Genomic DNA, 18,614 nt, shown 5'->3' on the forward strand with positions numbered 1-18,614 from the left:
AGCCTCCAATCCATTGATTGGGAACCTTGAATCCGATTTGCCGCAGCAAATCAACATGATCAATGGGTTTCGACCCTAATATTGGCCTGCGCAGTTTTTGAAGATGGATCGCTAGGAGAAGATAGGGCGCTTTTCTGCTTCCGACGATAAAAGCGCCTCGATAACTAGTTTTTCGGAATTGATATGACGACGCAGCGACTCCGCGAATCCCCTCAGAAGGTGGCGGGCCGGTTCGATCGCGGCAGTATCGTTTCTAATCGATCTCAGCACCGCTAAGGCATCGGCGGCGGCGGCCAGATCACAACGGTGTTCCGCCTTTAGTTCCTGCGTGAAATGCGTACCGAAAGTTGACTCTGTCGCGGCCGCAAATTGTTCAAAAAGGGCTTGCTCTTCGAGCTGCTGCGTCTGCCGCAGGAGAGGAAGAAGGTCTGCTTCGAGCCTATCACACGTAGCGGCTTCGATCTCCTCTGAGCTTGAGGCGGACAGTTCCTCCAGCTTCAAGCAGAGATCAAGGAGGGCTTGGTGGTTCATCTCCAGGGTCGCCAGGTAACGAGCAGAGAGGGGCTGCAGGATTGCCATTTTTCTGGTCCTTTGATTGTTCGCTGCAAGTTTATGGCGTCGACCGGAGCGGAGTGACTGCTCGAAGGACGCGCCTTTCCTGGTGAACGATATCTCCATGCTCTACCACCGCCTGCCAGATGCGGTTGCCGACCCGGACTGTAACGCGCGTCTTGCCAAGGTCACAGTCTTCACCGCGTTCGACCGTGCTCGCGACGAGACCCATGCGGAGATAGCGCCGGAGGGTGTCGGCCGAGAGTTGGAATTCGCGCGCTAGCTCATCGGGATCAAGGCCGATGTCACCGGATTCGATGTACTCGATCCTCACTCCGAACATCCTCGGTTGGGGAAACTAATCAATTCTAGCGGGTTGGGCGCCTAACAGTTTGCGGAAATGCAAATTGGAAGCTTGGGAGTTCATAAACTCACATCAACAAACGTATGCCGAAGCTGTATGACTGGAGTCTGCCCGAATTGGTGACGAATGACGAGAAGCTTGAGCCGGTCCTTCAGGAGGTCCTGCGGCGCAACGCAGGCGAAGTAGAGTTCCATCAGGCCGTAAGGGAAGTCCTGGAGAGCCTTGGACGGGTGATCGCAAAGCACCCGCGCTACCTGGAGAATGCGCTGATCGAGCGCATCTGCGAGCCGGAACGACAGATCATCTTCCGCGTGCCCTGGGTCGACGATGAGGGCCAAGTTCAGATCAACCGCGGCTTTCGGGTCCAGTTCAATTCGGCGCTGGGCCCTTACAAGGGCGGCATCCGCTTCCATCCATCCGTGAATGTCGGCATCATCAAGTTTCTCGGCTTCGAACAAACCGTCAAGAATGCTTTGACCGGCATGCCGATCGGTGGCGGCAAGGGGGGCTCCGACTTCAACCCGCGCGGTCGATCGGATGGCGAGATCATGCGCTTCTGCCAATCCTTCATGACCGAGCTTCACCGCCATATCGGTGAATATACGGACGTGCCGGCAGGCGATATCGGCGTCGGTGGACGCGAGATCGGCTACATGTTCGGGCAGTACAAGCGTCTGACGAACCGCTACGAAGCAGGCGTACTTACCGGCAAGGCCCTCTTCTACGGGGGCTCCCGCGCAAGGACGGAAGCGACCGGTTATGGCAACACCTATTTTGTTCAGTCAATGCTCGCCACGAAGGGCCAGAGTTTCGATGGAAGGAACGTCGTCGTGTCCGGCTCGGGCAACGTCGCGGTCTACACCGTCGAGAAGGTACAGTGTCGGCTTTCGAAGCCGTGGGATCGTTTATGGCAGGGACGATGGCAGCCGAAGATTTTGAAGGCATCGAACGTAATGCCTGTCCGAGCACCGGATCTTGTGCTGGCATGTACACGGCCAACACCATGAGCTATTCGTTCGAGGCATTGGGAATGTCTCTCCTCGGATCTGCCAACATGGCAAACCCCGACGAGGAGAAACTGCAAAGTGCTGCCCAATCTGCCACAGTCCTGGTGGATGCAGTTAAGAACGGTCTCAAGCCTCGTGACATCCTGACCAGAAAGTCCATCGAGAACGCTGTTGCGCTGGTCATGGCGACAGGTGGATCGACGAACGCCGTGCTCCACTATCTTGCGATCGCCCATGCAGCGGACATCGATTGGACGTTGGATGACTGCGAACGTGTACGGCGCAAGATTCCGGTACTCTGTGACCTGAATATAGCGCGGCAATCAGGATGAGACGCGGGCGACAATCTGGATGAGATTCTTAGGTCGCGGACTTCAGATCCTGCGGGAACGGTGTTGTTGGTTCGTCGGGAGAAGAGCTCGTAAACGAGAACGCGTCCGCTTACGAGCCCTACAGGCGGATGGGCTTGATGTTTATCATCGTAGCGGCTTTTGGCTTACGATAGCCGCCTTGCTCTTCTAGGAGCCAGGCTCAGGAGCCCAGCGAGAGCCAAAGCAAACCCCACCCAGAGCGGCGCAGTGAGACCATATCCGGCGTCGATGCCTAATCCTCCCGCCCAGGTGCCGACTGCAAGTCCGGTCGTAATGACCGACGAGTGGACTGCGTTCACCATCGGATCGGGGTGAGCAGCACGCATCACTCGCGCAGCCATGGCCGGGTTCATCGTTACCCCAAAGAGGCCGATCGTGATGAAGGCCGCAATCGCGATCGCGGGGATGGTGGCGAAGAGGGCGAAGGTGGCTAGAGCGAACGCGAGGATCGTCAGCCCGCCGATCAAGATGGGAATTGTGAAGCGGTCGGCGAAGCGGCCAATCACAAGGTTGCCCAAGACATTAGCCAACCCATAGATAGCGAGCAGTATTGGAATTACTCCCTCGGGCAAGCCCGCGATTTGCGTGAAGATGGGTGAGAAATAGCTGAAGGCGGCAAACGTGGCACCGATGATAAGGCTGCTGGTCAGATAGGCTGTCCAAAGCCGCCCGTTTCTGAGAGCTGCGAGACTGCTTCGCAGGTCTGCAGATCCATCGTGTTTCGCCGAAGGAACACCGATCGCGACAACTGTCATTGCAAGTGCCGCCAGAACAACGACGCTCCAGAAGCTGGCTCGCCAACCGAAAGACTGTTCGATCATCGCTGTGGCAGGCACACCGACAACAGGTGAGAGCATCAGTCCAGCAAGCACTACTGAGACCGCTCGGCCACGACGGTTCGAAGACACAAGGCTGGCGCAGATTGTTAGAGCGATCCCGAAGCACCCGCCGCTGGATATGCCCTGAATGATGCGGCCAAGCGCCATGACGCCATAGTTGGGCGCGATAGCGGTCACGATGCTGCCGAGGACGAAAAGGCCAAGCAGCCAGAGAAACGCTGCCTTGTTCCGCACCCTGAGAGCGAGGAGGAGTGCGGTTGCCAATGGACCCCCGATTGTCATGCCGAGTGCAAAATAGGAAATCAGATAGCCGATCTCACCGACGGAGACGCCCAAGGCTGATGAAAGGGACGGCATGATGCCGGCAACCATGAACTCCGATGTCGTTACGGCAAACACAGCCGCACCTAGGAGATAGATCGCCGGGGGGATCCGCGAGGAGCGGATATGACTAACGTCTGCGGATGAGATGGAATCGTGGAGCGGTTCGGCACTGGCCATGGCATCTATCATTTCTGTAAGTATGACTACAGAAATAGCTAGCGGCCTTGTTCTAGCCGGTCAAGCGAATTATATAACGCTAACTACAGAAAGGATGCTTATGACCACCAGAGGTCGGCCGCGCAGCTTTGATCGCAATGACGCGCTTGCCCGCGTGATGGAAGTTTTCTGGACAAAAGGGTACGAAGGCGCGCACCTCAATGATCTCGTGGCCGCGATCGGCATCACTCCCCCCAGTTTCTATGCGGCCTTCGGCTCCAAGGAAGCGGCTTTCCATGAAGCAGTCGACCTCTACTTGGCGACGGTGGGCGCCGGACCGAGGCGCGTGCTGGAACAATCGGAAACGGCAAGACAAGGAATTCGCGCCTCATTGGAGGAAAGCGTCAACGTCGCGCTTTCATCGAAGTCGGGCGGGTGCTTTCTCATCCTCGGCCTCGTCAACTGCCTGCCCGAAAACCAAGCCGCAAGAGCCCATCTTCTTGCCGCTCGCCACAAGACGGTGGTGATGTTGCGAAAACGCCTTGAGCGCGGAGTGCATGAGGGGGACCTTCCGGCTGACACGGAAGTTGAGCGCCTTGCGGACTTCTATAACGGGATCATGCAGGCAATATCGTTCCAGGCGCGCGATGGGGCTAATCGCGAGCAGCTCAGGGCCCTGGTCGAACTGGCGATGAGCGCACTTGTCTCGTCCACAAACCAGATTGAACTCGAACATCGCACGATTCCGGTCATGGCGACCACCAAAGCAGAAAGACACCTTTAGGTATCGTAATAGCCGCAGGAATGACAGGAGCCTAGTTGCTCTACTAAAGGCATTAGCGGTAACTGTCAGCAAACCGCATGTTGCTTTGGCGCAGATCGTGATCCCTTGCGGCAGATTAGGGCCATGACGGCAGTCGGGACCAATGCTGCCTTGGCGGCCGATACCATCGCCGACTCACTGTCGCAAAGGCACTTTTCTGTTTTCTGCCGGTATTCACGGAGCGATTACTTTGCCGCGAAGCCGCTAGGGAGGGCAGGATTCGCATGACGGCTCTGGTTGGGTAGAACGTTTTGGCAGGCGGTGCTCCCGTCCGGCATGATATGTCGTTGGGACCGGTCTCCGCAGTACACCTGCGGAGACCGTTTCTTGACGAAGCTGGCTATCAGGGCTGCTCTGCTCGAGCGCCTCCGAACTCCGGAGCGTCCTCAAGCTGATCGCGGGTCACATTCAGGATGATCCGGTCAGGCAGGCCGTCCTCGCCGATGCGAGCAGGATTGGTATTGTTGGCGGCGAGCGGGGTGTTCTCGGCTGGCATGCCAGTGCTAGTCGAACTGGTTCCTTGGGCGCCGCCCATGTCAGTCGTGTTCTGGGCGCCGGTCGTTGTTCCATAGGGGCCAGGCTCCTGCGTCACAGTCGGATCAGGCGCAGTCGATGCGGTGGTTTCGCCCGAGATGCCAAGATTTGCCATCGAAGCTGCGTCTGCCTCTTTCTGTGTCGCACCTGGTCCCAGTTCAAGCGCACCGATATCAACGGCTACGTCTTTCTGACCGAGCCCGAGAAACCCGCCGACGCCAACGATTACAGCGTTGACGCTTCCATCTTGGCTGACGAGTACATCGCTGATCGATCCAATGTTTTCGCCATCTGCGCCGAAGACCGCCTTGCCGTCCAGGTCACTCACGCGCCTGCGGTATTGTCACGAAAAGCCCTTGAGAAGACATCCCGGCATCAGCACCCTGTGTCAGAGGACGCGCATCATTCAGTCCTCCATGAGCATTGTTCTGGTTGGCGTCCAGTTGCTGCGTCTGGTTCACGCCTGCGTCGTTTGCGCCAGCCGCGGGAGCTGTCGTTTGGGCAGAGGCGGCCAGCGGAAATGCGGCACTCAAAAGCAGTAGGGATAGGGTTCTCTTGTTCACGACGACAGTCCTTTCGTTGATGTTGAACAGGCTTCAAGAACCCTCCCGATCGGCAGAATGTTCCAAAATAAATAAATATATCAACCAGTTGCTACTGCCATTGAAGAAGCTCGAGCATTGGCGGCCGGTTCAGCGCGTCGCCCTGCGTGTCGGGGAGACACCTTCGGCTTGGCGCTTGCTGATATCCCACACCTCAGCTCCTGTTTCCCAGGCCGAGACATTGGACTTGAATGCACTCTCATCTTCGACAAGCGAGAGAACCTAAGTATGAAGACCAATGTTGCACATGTCATGGAAGGTTTGCTGACCGGAAGGAGCATTGGTGGCAGAAACGCCGACGGGAAAGCCTGCCGCCCAAGCTAGGCGGCGGATTAAAAGCTGCCATAGAGAGTGCGGACGCCGGTGGTTGGCTAGCTGTGAGCAGTAGTACAGGATCGTACGGTCCGTATCCGAACAGGCCGAGTCGCCGAGACCGGCTTGTCGCAAGCAGAACAAGCAGCCGAGTGATGGTAGTGTGGCCGGCTTATCGTCCTCCAGCGGGATACGTTGCATTCCGTTGGTCTTTCTGCTTAGCAGACTTCGCGACGACTGTCGGCCAAGAGGAATTGTCACAATACCCGAGGAAGTCAATATTTTGCCGTCCAAAGGATTTGAGACTTTCCCAACTATCACTAAAAAAATGTGACCGACTGTTGTCGGCATCAGGCCTTCGTGGTCGTCGTTGTTGAGGAGGCATGGTCGTTCACCTGCGGGCGAGCACCGGCCAGAGGGCCACCAGCTTGTCCCCTCGGACACAGTGATACTGACCATACAATGTCACGGTGGGGTCATTGTGGGGGACCACACATTCGATGACCTCGCCGATGGATGGGTGTGCAGCATCGTGCAGGTGCAGGCGCCCATGCTCATCGCCGGCGTAGCTGTAGGTGGCGGCTTCCAATCCGGGGCTTACCACTCGCGGAGGGGGGCCATTGAGCGCGAATGCTTTCGTCCCCGCGTCAGTAGTCACGGAGCCCGCGACGTTCGTGCTGATCACCGCCGTCTGGACGAATAGCGCATTTTCGAAGGGCCAAGCCGTGCCACTTCGATAAATCACCGTCTCATATTCGGCGTCCATTAAGATATACGAGCCGGCCTGGATTTCGGTGAAGGGGCCTTCCCTTGCATCGATTGCGTGACTTCCGGTGCCCCCGCCGGTGACGATGTCCGGCTTCATGTCGATTGCCGCCAGCGCCGAGATCACCGCGTCGATCTTGAGGTGCGCCTGCCTGCACAGCGCCAAGCGCTCGTCAGGATCGATGGTGTGCTGGATGTGCCCGCCATAGGCCTGGAGGCCCCGATACGCGAGGGAGGGCAGCGTCTTCATCGTCTCACCCAACGAAACGGCGGCCTCCGGCGAGGTGACGCCTGTCCGTCCGAAACCCAGCTCCACGTCAATGATCACGTTCAACCTGATGCCGGCGGCAGCGGCCCTTGCCGCAAGCGCCTCAACATTGGCCGGATTGTCGACCACAACCATCGTATCGGGAGTTCTGCCGGCCAGCGCGATCAGCCGGTCGATCTTGAGCGCGGTCGTCACCGGCGAGGTGATGAGAATGCCCGCTATTCCGGCTGCCGCCATGACCTCGGCCTCATCCAGCGTCGCACAGCAGCAGCCGACCGCACCGGCCGCGATCTGGGCTTTGGCGATCGTCGGCGACTTGTGGGACTTCGCATGTGGCCGCAGGTTCTTGCCGTGGGCTCGCATGATGTCCGCCATCGTCTCGACGTTCCGTTCGAAGGCATCAAGATCGAGAACAAGTGCGGGCGTGTTGAGCGCATACCGTGAGCCGGGTGCATCCAGGTTGTAGTGCGCGAAGGTTGGAACGGTCATGGCACGGCGTTTCCCTTAGCAGGTGAAGACGAGCGGCACGCAAGTCACCCTGCATGCCGCAGAGGTCTCAGCGACCGGCGCGTCGCATGAGCTTGCGATCCAGATGGCGGTACCACGCCATAACGCCCGGCATGAACCACGGCTTGCCGGTGTAGAATGGCACGGCCGAGGGCGGACGAAAGTCGAAGGCCGATGGCTCCACGTCTTTGTCGCACATCAGTTTTCTTGCAGCCTGCGTTCCGATCCAGGGAGCCCAGACAACACCGGAGCCACAGAAGCCTGTGGCGTAGACGACGCCGTCCCGTTCGAAGATGCGCGGGATCATGTCGCGGTGCATGGCGACGTGGCCGAACCAGCTGTGGGTAAGGGTGACGTCCTTCAGTTCAGGGAAAATCTCGATGAGGTTGCGCTTGAGATGCAGCGTGGGCTCGATCGGCTCGCCGGATGTGGAGCCGTCGCGTCCGCCGAACAGGATGCGCTTGTTGTCCGGTGACGGGCGGTAGTAGAAGCCGAGGTTGCGGGTCTCGCTGCACATCATCAGCTTAGGCATCAATGTTGCCATAAGGCCTTCCGGCAGTTCCTCCGTCGCAATGATACGGCTGCGGATCGGCACCATGCGCCGGCGCAGCCAGCGGTCGGAATTGTCGGTGTAGCCATTGGTGCAGGCGAGGACCTGCCGTGCGAAGATCCGACCGGCCTCCGTGGTGACCTGGAAACCGCTGCCAGTTTTCTCGACCGCCGTCACGGCGACGCCCGAACGAACCTCCACGCCAGCTTCGAGCGCGACACGCAGCAGTTCGGCATGGAATTTTGCGGGCTGCAGGCCGCCGATGTCCATGCGCACGGACCCGCCCCGATAGAAATCCGTCCCGAGATAATTGCGTTGCTCGGACTGCGGCACCGCATAGGCCTCGATGCCCAGCTTCTTCTCGAGCTTTTCCGCCGTGCGGGCGAGCTTGTCGTAGTCGTACGGGCCTAGCGCGCCGCTGAAACGGCCAGAGAGGCTGAAGTCGCAGTCGATGTTCTCCGTCGCCAGGAGGTGATAGAGGAATTCGCGCGCCTTTTTGCCCTCCGCCTCGATCGCCATAGCGCGGGGCTCTCCGAAGCGGCGAACCAGCGTTGCATGGTCGAGACGGATGTTGCCGCTGGTGATGCCGCCGTTACGCGAGGAGGCACCCTCTCCGGGGTTCATCTTGTCGAGGCAGACGACCGAGCGGCCCGCACGGGAGAGATGCAATGCGGCGGTAAGGCCCGCGTAACCCGCGCCGATGATCGCGACATCGACGGTGGCCGGAAGCGATTTTTCCGGCAGCGGGCGAACCGGTGCTGCCTCCCACCAGAAGGGGGTGGTCTTGTGTGCCGGCGCTGGATTGTTCTCGGGCATGTCGGTCTCAATGCTCCCTTAGTGTCTTGAGCTTGTTAGAGATGACGGTCGAACTGCACCGCGCCGATGATCCAGAGGATCTCCGCAGTGGATTGCGAAACGTTCTTGAAACTGTGTGGCAGCGCGCTGTCGAAGACGAAACTGTCGCCGGTGCGCAGAGTGCTTGTCTGCTCACCGACCGTCAGCGTGAGCTCACCGGAAAGAACCAGGCCACCTTTTTCCGCCGGATAGCTCAAGGCCGTGTTGCCGGAGACGCCACCGGGCTCGACCCGCAGGATCATGATCTGCAAGTGATGATGGCCGCTCGCGGTCAGCAGCTCCTTTTTGAGCAGTCCGAGGTCGATCTGGGGGCGATCCTTCAGGCGGCGCACGAAGGGCGGATCTCCCTGTTCCGGCGCCTCGTCCGGCTGCTCGCCAAACATTTCCTGAATGGACACATTCAGTGCCCGTCGGATCGCGGTCAGCACGCGCATCGACGGATTGGCGAGATCCCGCTCAATCTGGCTGATCATGCCGACCGACACGCCCGAGCTGTCCGCCAGCTGCTGAAGGGACATGCCCTTGGCGTTGCGCAATTGCCTGACGGTCGCCCCAATCAACGATTGTGTTCCCCTGGACATCCGTAACACCCCTCTAGCCACCCTGCAGAAAATTGAAATATCTCGAGTAGATTTTCAATATGTTTGTTCAGCAGTATGCGGATGAAAATCCGGGAAAAAAGTAGCTTTGCAAAATAATTTCATAGAATCAGATATTTAATGCAAATGATATTCTTTCAAAGATTTCCTGGTGCGAATGCCCTTCGGTCGACCCTTGTCAAAATTTTCATTATAAGCCTATCATCGATGAAAATGAGAACAAGAAGGGTTGGAGTTCGGCCATGGCCAATCATGATCCTATAGCTGCGCCTGTGAGTGCGCTTACAGTTCGCAACTTGACGATCGACTTGCCGAAGGGCATGGAGCGAAAGCACGCAGTGAGCGGAATTTCCTTCGATCTGAAGGCCGGTCAAATCCTCTGCATCATTGGTGAATCCGGTTCTGGTAAATCGGTCACCGCCAATGCCGTCATGGGTCTGCTCCCAAGTGCCATTAGCATTTCTGCCGGCAGCATCCGATGTGGTGATGTCGAACTCACGGATGCATCGCCGCAGGCTCTCCGCGACATCCGCGGGCGCGTCGTCTCGATGATCTTCCAGGACCCGCTTTCGGCGCTCAATCCGCTGATGACGGTCGGCGACCAGATCGACGAGGTGATGTTTGCGCATGGCGAGGGCACGCGGGACGAGCGGCGCGCAAGGTCGCTCGCATTGCTGGCGGAGGTGGGCCTGCCAGATCCAGTGCTGATGTACCACCAGTATCCATTCCGGTTGTCGGGGGGGCAGCGGCAACGGGTGATGATTGCCATGGCGCTTGCCCTCGAGCCCGCCATTCTCATTGCCGACGAACCGACGACCGCTCTAGACGTCACCACCCAGGCACAGATCCTCGACCTCATCCGCGATATTCAGCGCCGCAAGGGCATGAGCGTGATGTTCATCACCCATGACTTCGGCGTCGTGGCCGAGATCGCCGACAGCGTCATCGTGATGGAGCAGGGGGTCATCGTGGAGCAGGGGAGTGCCGAGCAGGTGCTCCGCAACGCCCAGCATCCCTATACGAAGCGCCTGATCGCCGCCGTTCCGCATCTTTCCGATAATGATCGCACGCATGAAGAGGTGACGGGCAGCGCGCCGGTCATCGAGGTCGACGATCTTCGCAAGGAATACCGCAGCGGTAGCATCTTCTTCGGCAAGGAGCGGGTGGTGAAGGCAGTGCAGGGGGCCTCCTTCGCGCTCCAGCCCGGACGGACCCTCGGGATCGTCGGGGAAAGCGGCTCCGGCAAGTCCTCGCTCGGACGGCTTCTGGTGAAGCTCATGGACAGCGATGGCGGACGGATCCTCTTTGACGGCCAGGACATCGCACCGATGAAGGAAGCCCAGTTCCGCGCGCTCCGCCCCAAGATCCAGATGATTTTCCAGGATCCCTTTGCCTCGCTCAACCCCAGGTCGACGATCGGTCGCATTCTGACTGCCGGACCGGTCGCGCATGGCATGGCACCGGCGAAGGCGAGCCAGGAGGCAAGGGCGCTGCTCGAGCATGTCGGCCTCGACGGCGGTGCTTTCGACCGGTATCCGCACGAGTTCTCCGGCGGCCAGCGCCAGCGCATCGGGATTGCGCGCGCTCTGATGTTCAAGCCGAAGCTTCTCGTGGCCGACGAGGCCGTCTCTGCGCTCGACGTCTCGATCCAGGCGCAGATTCTGGAACTCCTCAACGACATCCAGCGCGAAACGGGTGTGGCGATGATCTTCATCACCCATGACCTGCGTGTCGCGAGCCAGATCTGCGACGAGATCCTCGTCATGCAGCGCGGGGTGATCGTGGAGCATGGCCCGCCCTCGCAGATATTCCGCAATCCGCAGTCCGACTACACACGCGAATTGGTTGCCGCGATTCCGGGAGAGAAGGTCGCGGCCTAGCAACACCTCCACAATCGACGGTTCATAACTTCAACAAGCAGGGGAACATGCGCATGACCGATCAGAAACAGAAATTCGCCGCGACACGTCGCCAAGCCCTCAAGATGCTGGGCATCACCACCGCCGCAGGCGTGTTCATGCCGAACCTTCTCGGCAGGCCGGCCTTCGGCGCAACGCCTCCCGAAACTCCGACCGGCCGCATCGTGGTCGGCTTCTCGCAGGAGCCCACGGTCTTCAACCCGCTGATGCCGCGCATCGAGGTGGATGACGGCGTTCACTTCTCGCTTTTCGACACGCTGTTCCGCATTGCTCCGGACGGCTCGTTCACGCCCGGCCTCGCCACGGAAGTTCCATCCATCGAGAATGGCGGTATTTCCGAGGACGGCCTGGAATGGCGCGTCAAGCTGCGCGACGACGTCAAATGGCATGACGGCGAAGCCTTTACCGCCGAGGACGTGAAGTATACGCTGGAGCTCATCGTCAACCCGAACTTCCGCAGCTGGCGGACCACGGGTCACACGCTCGTTCGCGACATCAAGGTTGTCTCTCCCACGGAGATCACCTGGAAAATGGAGAGCGCGTTTGCACCCTACCTCTCGTTCCTGGCCGACACCTTCATCGTGCCGGAGCATATTCTGGGCGCCGCGGAGGATCCCAATACCGCACCCTTCAACAATGCGCCGGTTGGCACCGGTCCGTTCAAGTGGGGCAGCCGCACCGCAGGTGACCATGTCGAGCTTGTCGCCAATACGGACTATTTTGGCGAAGGCCCCTATGTCGACCGCCTGATCTACAAGTATATTCCCGATCTCACCGTGCTCTACACGCAGTTCAAGAGCGGCGACATCGACATCATCGGCTCGCAGTACATTACGCCGGACAACTACGAAGAGGCGAAGAGCCTTGACGGCAAGGTGATTAACACCGTTTCCACTGCAACGGTGGAATCCATCTACCTCAACATGGAGCGCCCGCAGTTTAAGGATCTTGCGGTTCGTCAGGCGATCTATGCCGCGATCGACAAGCAGACCATCATCGATGCGCTCTACTACGGCCTGCCGACGCCCACCGAGACCTACATGCCGCAGGAGTCCGCCTACTTCAATCCGGACCTGCCGAAGCAGAGCTACGATGTCGAGAAGGCCAAGCAGTTGCTGGACGAGGCCGGCTGGGTTGCGGGCGCTGGCGGCATTCGCGAGAAGGATGGCGTGCGGCTCTCCTTCACCAACTCCACGACTTCGGGCAACCATCTGCGTGAGCAGGCCCAGCAGTTCATTCAGCAGTCGCTTGCCGAGGTCGGAATCGAGATGAAGATCTCGAACCTGCCGCCCGCTGTCATGTGGGGCGAATTCTGGACGCAGTCGCAGTTCGACACCGCCATGGTCGGCGTGATCTTCATGATCGGCGCCGATCCGGACGTCACCTATCGCTTCCACTCCGAGGCCATCCCGGCGCAGGGCGGACGCGGTGCCAACACCGGGCAGTACAAGAATCCGGAGGTGGATGCGCTTCTGGAAGAGGGTGGAAAGACCTTCGACCAGGAGAAGCGCAAGGCGATATACCGCGAGGTGCAGGCGAAGATCCGCGCCGACCTTCCGTTCCTGCCGCTGTTCCAGAACATGACGGTGCGCGGGCGTGACGCACGTATCGAAGGCGTAGAACCCAATATCAATACCCGCATCGATACCTGGAATACCGGCTCCTACTACTGGGCGAGCTAAACCGGTGATCGGTGGCGGCGGGCGTAAAACACTGCCGCCACCTTGAATGTCTCAACACAAGCAGGAAGCAGACCATGGCGGGATATCTTCTCAATCGCCTGTGGCAGAGCATCGTTCTTCTGGTGATCGTCTCGATCATCGGTTTTGCCGTGCTTAACCTCACCCCGGGCGGCCCATTGTCCCAGTTCGCCCTGACCCCTGGCATGACGCAGGAAGCAATGGACCGCATCGCCGAGCAGATGGGTCTGAACCGGCCTCTGCCGGTGCAGTATCTCGACTGGGGCTGGCGCCTCCTGCAGGGTGATTGGGGAACGTCCTACCGGGACGGTCAGCCGGTGCTGGACGTCATCGGTCGTCACATCACCGCGACGCTTCTTCTGATGGGAACATCGACCGCCTTTTCCATCGCGATCGGAACCTGGATCGGTATCCACGGCGCGACGCGACCCTATTCGATCTTCGACTATACGGTGACGATCGGCGCCATGGTGGCGCTGTCGATTCCGACCTTCTGGTTCGGGCTCGTCGGCATCTACATCTTTACCCTGGAGCTCGGATGGCTGCCGGCTGGCAATATGTACACGATCGGGGATGGGTCGGTCTTGAATTACCTACACCACCTCATCATGCCGAGCCTGGTTCTGTCGCTGGTCAACGTCGCGGTCTGGAGCCGTTACATGCGTACGGCGACGCTCGACGTGATCAACCAGGAGTTCGTCAAGACGGCACGCGCCAAGGGGCTGACGGAACGCCGGGTGCTGATGAAGCATGTTGTCGGCAACGCCATGGTGCCGATGATCACGCTGGCCGGCATGCAGTTGCCAAGCATTCTGGGCGGAGCGCTCGTCACCGAAACCGTCTTCACCTGGCCGGGAATGGGGCGCCTCTTTCTCGACAGCCTCGGTTACAGCGACTATCCGGTGGTGATGGGACTGCTCATGGTCTCGGCCATTCTCGTACTGCTCGGCAGCCTCATCGCCGATCTTCTCGTGGCCCTCGTCGACCCGCGCATCAGGGTCAGCTGATGTCGATCGATTTGCCAGAAGCAGGAAAAATACCCATGAGCGCTCTCGCCATCCCCGCCCAAACGCCCTGGTGGCGTAGCCGTGGCGTCCGTCGGTTTGCACGCCACCGCCTGGCCATCATCGGCCTCGTGATGATCACCTTGCTGACGTTAGCTTGCATCGTCGGACCTTATCTTCTTCCTTACGACTCGCTCTACATCGATCTGCGCGCCCGTTTTGCGCCGCCGCTGACCGGCTACCATTTCCTCGGCACCGATCCGCTGGGACGTGATGTTGCCGCGCGTCTTCTGGAGGCGGGGCGCATATCGCTGCTTGTCGGCTTCTTCGCCATGCTGTTGTCGACGATGATCGGAACGTTGATCGGCGTCGTCTCGGGGTATTATCGCGGTGCCGTCGGCGCGACACTCATGCGTATCGTTGACGCCTTCCTGTCGTTCCCGTCGATCTTCCTGCTGCTGGCGCTGGCGGCCCTTCTGCAGCCCACCCCGATCATGATCACCATCATCATCGCACTCACCAGCTGGATGGAGGTCGCGCGGATCGTCGAGGCGGAAGTGCGCTCGTTGCGTGAACGCGATTTCGTGCAGGCAAGCCGGATGATGGGCCTGAGCAGCGCGCACATCATGTTTCGGGAAATCCTGCCCAATGCCATCGGACCGATCATCGTGGCCGCAACCCTGACGGTGGCCCGCGCGATCCTCCTGGAGGCCTACGTCAGCTTCCTCGGCTACGGCATCCAGCCGCCGCTGCCGAGCTGGGGCAACATGCTGAACGGCGCGCAGCAGTATCTGTCGACGGCGCCGTGGCTCGCGATCATCCCGGGCATCACCATCACGATCGCCGTGACGAGCTTCAACTTCATCGGCGACGGCCTGCGCGATGCGCTCGATGTCCGCAGCGACCACATGTGAGACGCCCATGGTTCTCCTTGCCAATATCGACGCCGAGCGTGGTCAGCGGCTGAAGCAGCGCTTCAACGAGGTTGCTCCGGACCAGGTCCTCGTCCTGCCGGACGACGGTTTCGAGAAGAAGGACATCCGCTATCTCCTCACCTGGAAGATCCCCGAGGACCTGGCCGACTTCATCAATCTCGAGATCATCTTCTCGGTGGGCGCGGGCGTCGATCAGTTCGTGGGCACAGGCGTTCCGGAAGGCGTGACGCTGGTGCGGCTGATTGATCCGGGGCTCACGGCGATGATGCAGGAATATGTGACGATGGCCGTTTTAAGCCTTCATCGCGATCTGCCGGCCTATGTCGCCCAGCAGGAGCAGTCCGTCTGGAGACAGGTCTCCCTCCCGCCGCCGGCCAGCGAGCGCCGGGTCGGGGTGATGGGGCTCGGCGAGCTCGGCAAGGGAGCGCTCGCTGCCCTCGCAAACTTCGGTTTCCAGCTCTCCGGTTGGGCCCGCAGCCCGCACCAGATCGCAGGCGTCGACTGCTTCCACGGCGCCAACGGCTTGCAGCACTTCCTGCCGTCGGTGGATATCCTGGTCTGCCTCCTGCCACTCACCAACGAAACCCGCGGCATTCTGAACAAGGACCTGTTCGATCGGCTGCCCACCGGAGCCTCGCTCGTCCACGCCGGGCGCGGCCAGCATCTACAGCACGATGATCTTCTGTCGGCCCTGGAGGCCGGGCAACTCCGCTCCGCTTTCCTCGATGTGGTCGATCCGGAACCTCTGCCCGACACGCACCGGTTCTGGCGGCATCCCAAGATCATACTGACACCGCACGTTGCCTGCATGACGCGCGTCGAGATGCTGGCAACGGCGATCGCGGGCAATTTGGACCGTCACGGAGCGGGAAAGCCGATGGCAGGTGTCGTGGCCGTGGAGCGCGGGTACTAACGACGGCTCGGTGCTTCATCCTGACCGACTTTGGGTTGGCGCGGTGCGGCCGCGCATACTTGCAGCAGGAGCGGCAGTATTTTTCGAACCTCATCAGGACCGCTGACGACGAATATGAGAGAGGACGAGCTCCAATGACATTCGGCGGAGCATCTGGCACAACCAGAATGGCAGCTTGCGGCCCCTTTTTGGGACATTGGAATGCACTACCTGCTTGATTTGCCCAGTTTGTCCGCCGCTGCCCATTCGAAGGAAAGCGGGTTCCAGGTTCGTAACCCATCAAGAGCGAGAAAGACTAGGTTTGATGGGCCGACAAACACATCCGTAACGACACCATCGTAACGGCTCTTGTAACGATGGTGTCGTTACGCTACATAGCGTTAGGACATAGGAGTTGCCCATGCCGACGTCACACACTAGCAAGAATGTGAATGCAAGTGTTCCATTGAATATCCGTATCAAGCCCGCGACTCGCAACCTTATTGACCGCGCGGCTGAGTTGCTCGGCAAGACGCGCACGGACTTCATGTTGGAGGCCTCGGAACGGCGAGCTGAGGAAGTGCTGCTAGACCGCACCGTCTTCACAGTAAGCCCCGAGGTCTATACCGAATACCTTGCTCGCCTCGATGCGCCCGCCCAGTCGAATAAGCGGTTGAAGCGTACAATGTCGACTAAAGCGCCGTGGGACGAGGCGTGATACTAACTGCGCCTGCTCCTTTAGCCGATTATCATGAACTGGACGAGTTTGATTCCGGCGTTCCACAACTGGACGATTGGTTGCGTCAACGAGCCCGCGCCAATCAGGCAGGTGGGGCATCTCGTACGTTTGTGGCCTGCGAGGGAAATCGCGTTGTTGCCTACTACGCGCTCGCCTCCGGCGCAGTGAAGCCGCCAGAAGCACCAGGCCGTTTCAGGCGAAACATGCCGGACCCGATCCCAGTCGCAGTACTTGGTCGACTGGCTATTGATCGATCTTACCAGGGCCGAGGTCTAGGTCGGGCTTTGGTCCGTGATGCAGGCCTGCGCCTGCTTAATGCCGCCGAGATACTCGGTATCCGAGGCGTACTGGTGCATGCGATTTCGGATGATGCGCGTGCCTTCTATGAAGCTGTTGGATTTCTGCCTTCTCCGTCCGATCCGATGATGCTGATGATTGGATTGAAAGATCTCAGCAACGCACTGAACGCGTAGACGCTATCGTTGAGCGTCGTCCAAGTGAGAAGAAGCAGGTCGATAGCGCAAAGAGCCGACATGTGCTGAAAGCCCGGTGAACAGCCGATGCGTCGCAGTGGCGACGTTTGATCCAAAGGTCGCCGCGACTGTCTTGCGTCAGTGAAAATCTAATGAAGCGCCGGCTTATGAATTCCAATAGCAGGTCACAGGTTCATATCTCATCAACTGCCCAAATCGCAGAATGCAGCAGTGGTTCGTGTTCCTAAAGTTGCCAAGCCGCGACCGGCCTGCGAAGTCCCACAGACAAAATGCTAGCGTCAAACCAGCTTTCCGCGTGCCAGGACTGGCAGTGGTTTCGGCGAAATGTTGCCGTCACGCGCAATGAACAGGCTATCGACCATATTTGTAACAACACATGCGTGGTTCGGCACGATGCGAACTTTCTCCCCCACCCTCAAGTTGATGGGGCCATCGCTGACAAAGCGACCGTGTTCCTCCGATAACTGATCAATCAGGATGTCGTTCCGGCTCAAGACATGGCCACAGCCAGTCAAACCAAGCAGATCTGATGTCAGGATCTTGGAACCGGCATCGATGATCGCGCGGTTCTCTGCCGGGACTGAGACAACCGTAGCAACGACTGTGAGGGCGCAATCATCCCATCCGCACGATCCGCGAGCGACGAGTGAGCGATCGTTGTAGACGTAGGTTCCAGGCCGATACTCTGTCGCCACAGGAGCCTCCGCCGCATGCATCATGGTTGGTGTTCCACCGGAGGTGATCACAGGCACGGCTACGCCACGCGCATTGATCAATGACTTTGCCTCTGTCATGAAACGCTCGACCGCGGCTTCGCCTCCGGCGGGTGGGTAGGTCATCAGCCCGCCAAACACCAGACCAGGTGCCGCTACGATCTTGGCTGCTAACGCTTCCGCATCCTTCGGTGTAGATACACCACACCGATCGGCGCCGGTATTACACTCTACCAGTACCGTCAGGGGCTTTTCAGCTTGGGCGAATGCTTCCGAAAGTCCGTCGATGACTTCCGCACTGTCGGCTACAACCGACAGTGTTACCTTGTCCGCGAGCAGTCGTAGCCGCTGAAGCTTCTGCTGTCCGACAACGTTGTAGGTGATCAAAATATCTCGGATAGCAGAACTACCAGCGATCATTGCCTCGGCTTCCGAGACCTTCTGACATGTTATGCCGACCGCCCCAGCCTCAAGCTGCATCTCCGCTACCAAAGGAAGCTTGTGCGTCTTGATGTGCGGCCGAACCTTGATGCCGTGTACATCCGCATACTGCTGGAAGCGCAGAATATTCGCCTTCGCGACTGCGAGGTCTACGAGGACGGCCGAGTGTCTATTTCTGTAAGAGAATTGTCAGCAAGCAACATGACTGCCTCGGAGGAGGTGGGTTGAGACTACTGCGGGTGTTCCGTCGACATTGGGTTCCGCAAAATGACGCGGTGTAGCGCCTTGACAAGCTATGGCGCCTGCGGCTGAATAGGTCAATCCAGTAAATCAGACATGCGTCCGTTAT

Annotated in this window: 18 protein-coding genes and 1 pseudogene; 10 read left to right on the top strand and 9 right to left on the bottom strand. The window is 59.2% G+C overall.

The genetic code is table 11. From position 1 onward, the window contains the following. Positions 1-111 precede the first annotated feature (111 nt). Both RTCK_RS05805 and RTCK_RS20775 read right to left on the bottom strand, forming a co-directional pair. Positions 112-579: a hemerythrin domain-containing protein gene (locus RTCK_RS05805; RefSeq protein ID WP_185927930.1), complete on the bottom strand. Its 468-nt coding sequence runs from the start codon at positions 577-579 to the stop codon at positions 112-114. Between the two features lie 31 nt (positions 580-610). Then, positions 611-895: a DUF6522 family protein gene (locus RTCK_RS20775; RefSeq protein WP_235988597.1), complete on the bottom strand. Its 285-nt coding sequence runs from the start codon at positions 893-895 to the stop codon at positions 611-613. Between the two features lie 140 nt (positions 896-1,035). On the opposite strand from RTCK_RS20775, the pseudogene RTCK_RS05815 reads away from it, so the two are divergent. Both RTCK_RS05815 and RTCK_RS05820 read left to right on the top strand, forming a co-directional pair. Then, positions 1,036-1,791, top strand: a pseudogene (locus RTCK_RS05815) (Glu/Leu/Phe/Val dehydrogenase dimerization domain-containing protein); the annotation flags it as partial. Between the two features lie 44 nt (positions 1,792-1,835). Further along, positions 1,836-2,255 (top strand): dihydroxy-acid dehydratase domain-containing protein, encoded by a 420-nt coding sequence (locus tag RTCK_RS05820; protein ID WP_235988598.1) that lies wholly within the window; start codon positions 1,836-1,838, stop codon positions 2,253-2,255. A gap of 164 nt (positions 2,256-2,419) precedes the next feature. On the opposite strand, the gene RTCK_RS05825 is transcribed toward RTCK_RS05820, so the two are convergent. After that, positions 2,420-3,634 carry an MFS transporter gene (locus RTCK_RS05825; protein WP_142592129.1) on the bottom strand — a complete coding sequence of 405 codons (1,215 nt, stop codon included), beginning with the start codon at positions 3,632-3,634 and terminating at the stop codon, positions 2,420-2,422. On the opposite strand from RTCK_RS05825, the gene RTCK_RS05830 reads away from it, so the two are divergent. After that, positions 3,633-4,397, top strand: coding sequence for a TetR/AcrR family transcriptional regulator (locus RTCK_RS05830; RefSeq protein ID WP_235988599.1), 765 nt, complete (start codon positions 3,633-3,635; stop codon positions 4,395-4,397). The two genes, RTCK_RS05825 and RTCK_RS05830, sit on opposite strands and share 2 nt — an antisense overlap. 382 nt (positions 4,398-4,779) lie before the next feature. Here RTCK_RS05830 and RTCK_RS05835 read toward each other — a convergent pair whose 3' ends face one another. The 5 genes from RTCK_RS05835 to RTCK_RS05855 all read right to left on the bottom strand — a co-directional run bounded on the left by RTCK_RS05835 (position 4,780) and on the right by RTCK_RS05855 (position 9,389). Further along, positions 4,780-5,298, bottom strand: a complete 519-nt coding sequence (locus RTCK_RS05835; protein WP_142592130.1) for a PRC-barrel domain-containing protein — start codon at positions 5,296-5,298, stop codon at positions 4,780-4,782. Next, the gene (locus tag RTCK_RS05840; RefSeq protein ID WP_142592131.1) at positions 5,291-5,533 is read right to left on the bottom strand and encodes a hypothetical protein; all 243 of its coding nucleotides are present in this window, start codon (positions 5,531-5,533) and stop codon (positions 5,291-5,293) included. The genes RTCK_RS05835 and RTCK_RS05840 overlap by 8 nt, the downstream gene beginning before the upstream one ends. Positions 5,534-6,275: 742 nt before the next feature. Further along, positions 6,276-7,406 carry a DSD1 family PLP-dependent enzyme gene (locus RTCK_RS05845; protein WP_142592132.1) on the bottom strand — a complete coding sequence of 377 codons (1,131 nt, stop codon included), beginning with the start codon at positions 7,404-7,406 and terminating at the stop codon, positions 6,276-6,278. 67 nt (positions 7,407-7,473) lie between these two features. Then, entirely contained in the window at positions 7,474-8,790 is a 1,317-nt protein-coding gene (locus RTCK_RS05850; RefSeq protein WP_142592133.1) for an NAD(P)/FAD-dependent oxidoreductase, read from the bottom strand. Between the two features lie 35 nt (positions 8,791-8,825). After that, positions 8,826-9,389, bottom strand: a complete 564-nt coding sequence (locus tag RTCK_RS05855) for a helix-turn-helix domain-containing protein (protein WP_211181435.1) — start codon at positions 9,387-9,389, stop codon at positions 8,826-8,828. 281 nt (positions 9,390-9,670) lie between these two features. Here RTCK_RS05855 and RTCK_RS05860 point away from each other — a divergent pair, with 281 nt between their 5' ends. The 7 genes from RTCK_RS05860 (at position 9,671) to RTCK_RS05890 (ending at position 17,090) form a co-directional block, all read left to right on the top strand. Further along, entirely contained in the window at positions 9,671-11,308 is a 1,638-nt protein-coding gene (locus RTCK_RS05860; RefSeq protein WP_142523066.1) for an ABC transporter ATP-binding protein, read from the top strand. Between the two features lie 53 nt (positions 11,309-11,361). After that, positions 11,362-13,029: a peptide ABC transporter substrate-binding protein gene (locus RTCK_RS05865; protein ID WP_142523067.1), complete on the top strand. Its 1,668-nt coding sequence runs from the start codon at positions 11,362-11,364 to the stop codon at positions 13,027-13,029. 74 nt (positions 13,030-13,103) lie between these two features. Continuing rightward, positions 13,104-14,054 (top strand): ABC transporter permease, encoded by a 951-nt coding sequence (locus tag RTCK_RS05870; protein WP_142523068.1) that lies wholly within the window; start codon positions 13,104-13,106, stop codon positions 14,052-14,054. Between the two features lie 35 nt (positions 14,055-14,089). Continuing rightward, positions 14,090-14,965 (top strand): ABC transporter permease, encoded by an 876-nt coding sequence (locus tag RTCK_RS05875; protein ID WP_142523069.1) that lies wholly within the window; start codon positions 14,090-14,092, stop codon positions 14,963-14,965. Positions 14,966-14,972: 7 nt separating this feature from the next. Further along, positions 14,973-15,899, top strand: coding sequence for a 2-hydroxyacid dehydrogenase (locus tag RTCK_RS05880; protein WP_142523070.1), 927 nt, complete (start codon positions 14,973-14,975; stop codon positions 15,897-15,899). A gap of 400 nt (positions 15,900-16,299) precedes the next feature. After that, positions 16,300-16,596, top strand: coding sequence for a type II toxin-antitoxin system TacA family antitoxin (locus RTCK_RS05885; RefSeq protein ID WP_142523071.1), 297 nt, complete (start codon positions 16,300-16,302; stop codon positions 16,594-16,596). Next, positions 16,596-17,090, top strand: a complete 495-nt coding sequence (locus tag RTCK_RS05890; RefSeq protein WP_211181439.1) for a GNAT family N-acetyltransferase — start codon at positions 16,596-16,598, stop codon at positions 17,088-17,090. The genes RTCK_RS05885 and RTCK_RS05890 overlap by 1 nt, the downstream gene beginning before the upstream one ends. A gap of 299 nt (positions 17,091-17,389) precedes the next feature. Here RTCK_RS05890 and RTCK_RS05895 read toward each other — a convergent pair whose 3' ends face one another. Continuing rightward, positions 17,390-18,391, bottom strand: coding sequence for an alanine racemase (locus RTCK_RS05895; RefSeq protein WP_142592135.1), 1,002 nt, complete (start codon positions 18,389-18,391; stop codon positions 17,390-17,392). Between the last annotated feature and the right edge of the window lie 223 nt (positions 18,392-18,614).

The organism is Pseudorhizobium endolithicum (genome assembly GCF_902153245.2).
Lineage (GTDB): Bacteria > Pseudomonadota > Alphaproteobacteria > Rhizobiales > Rhizobiaceae > Neorhizobium > Neorhizobium endolithicum.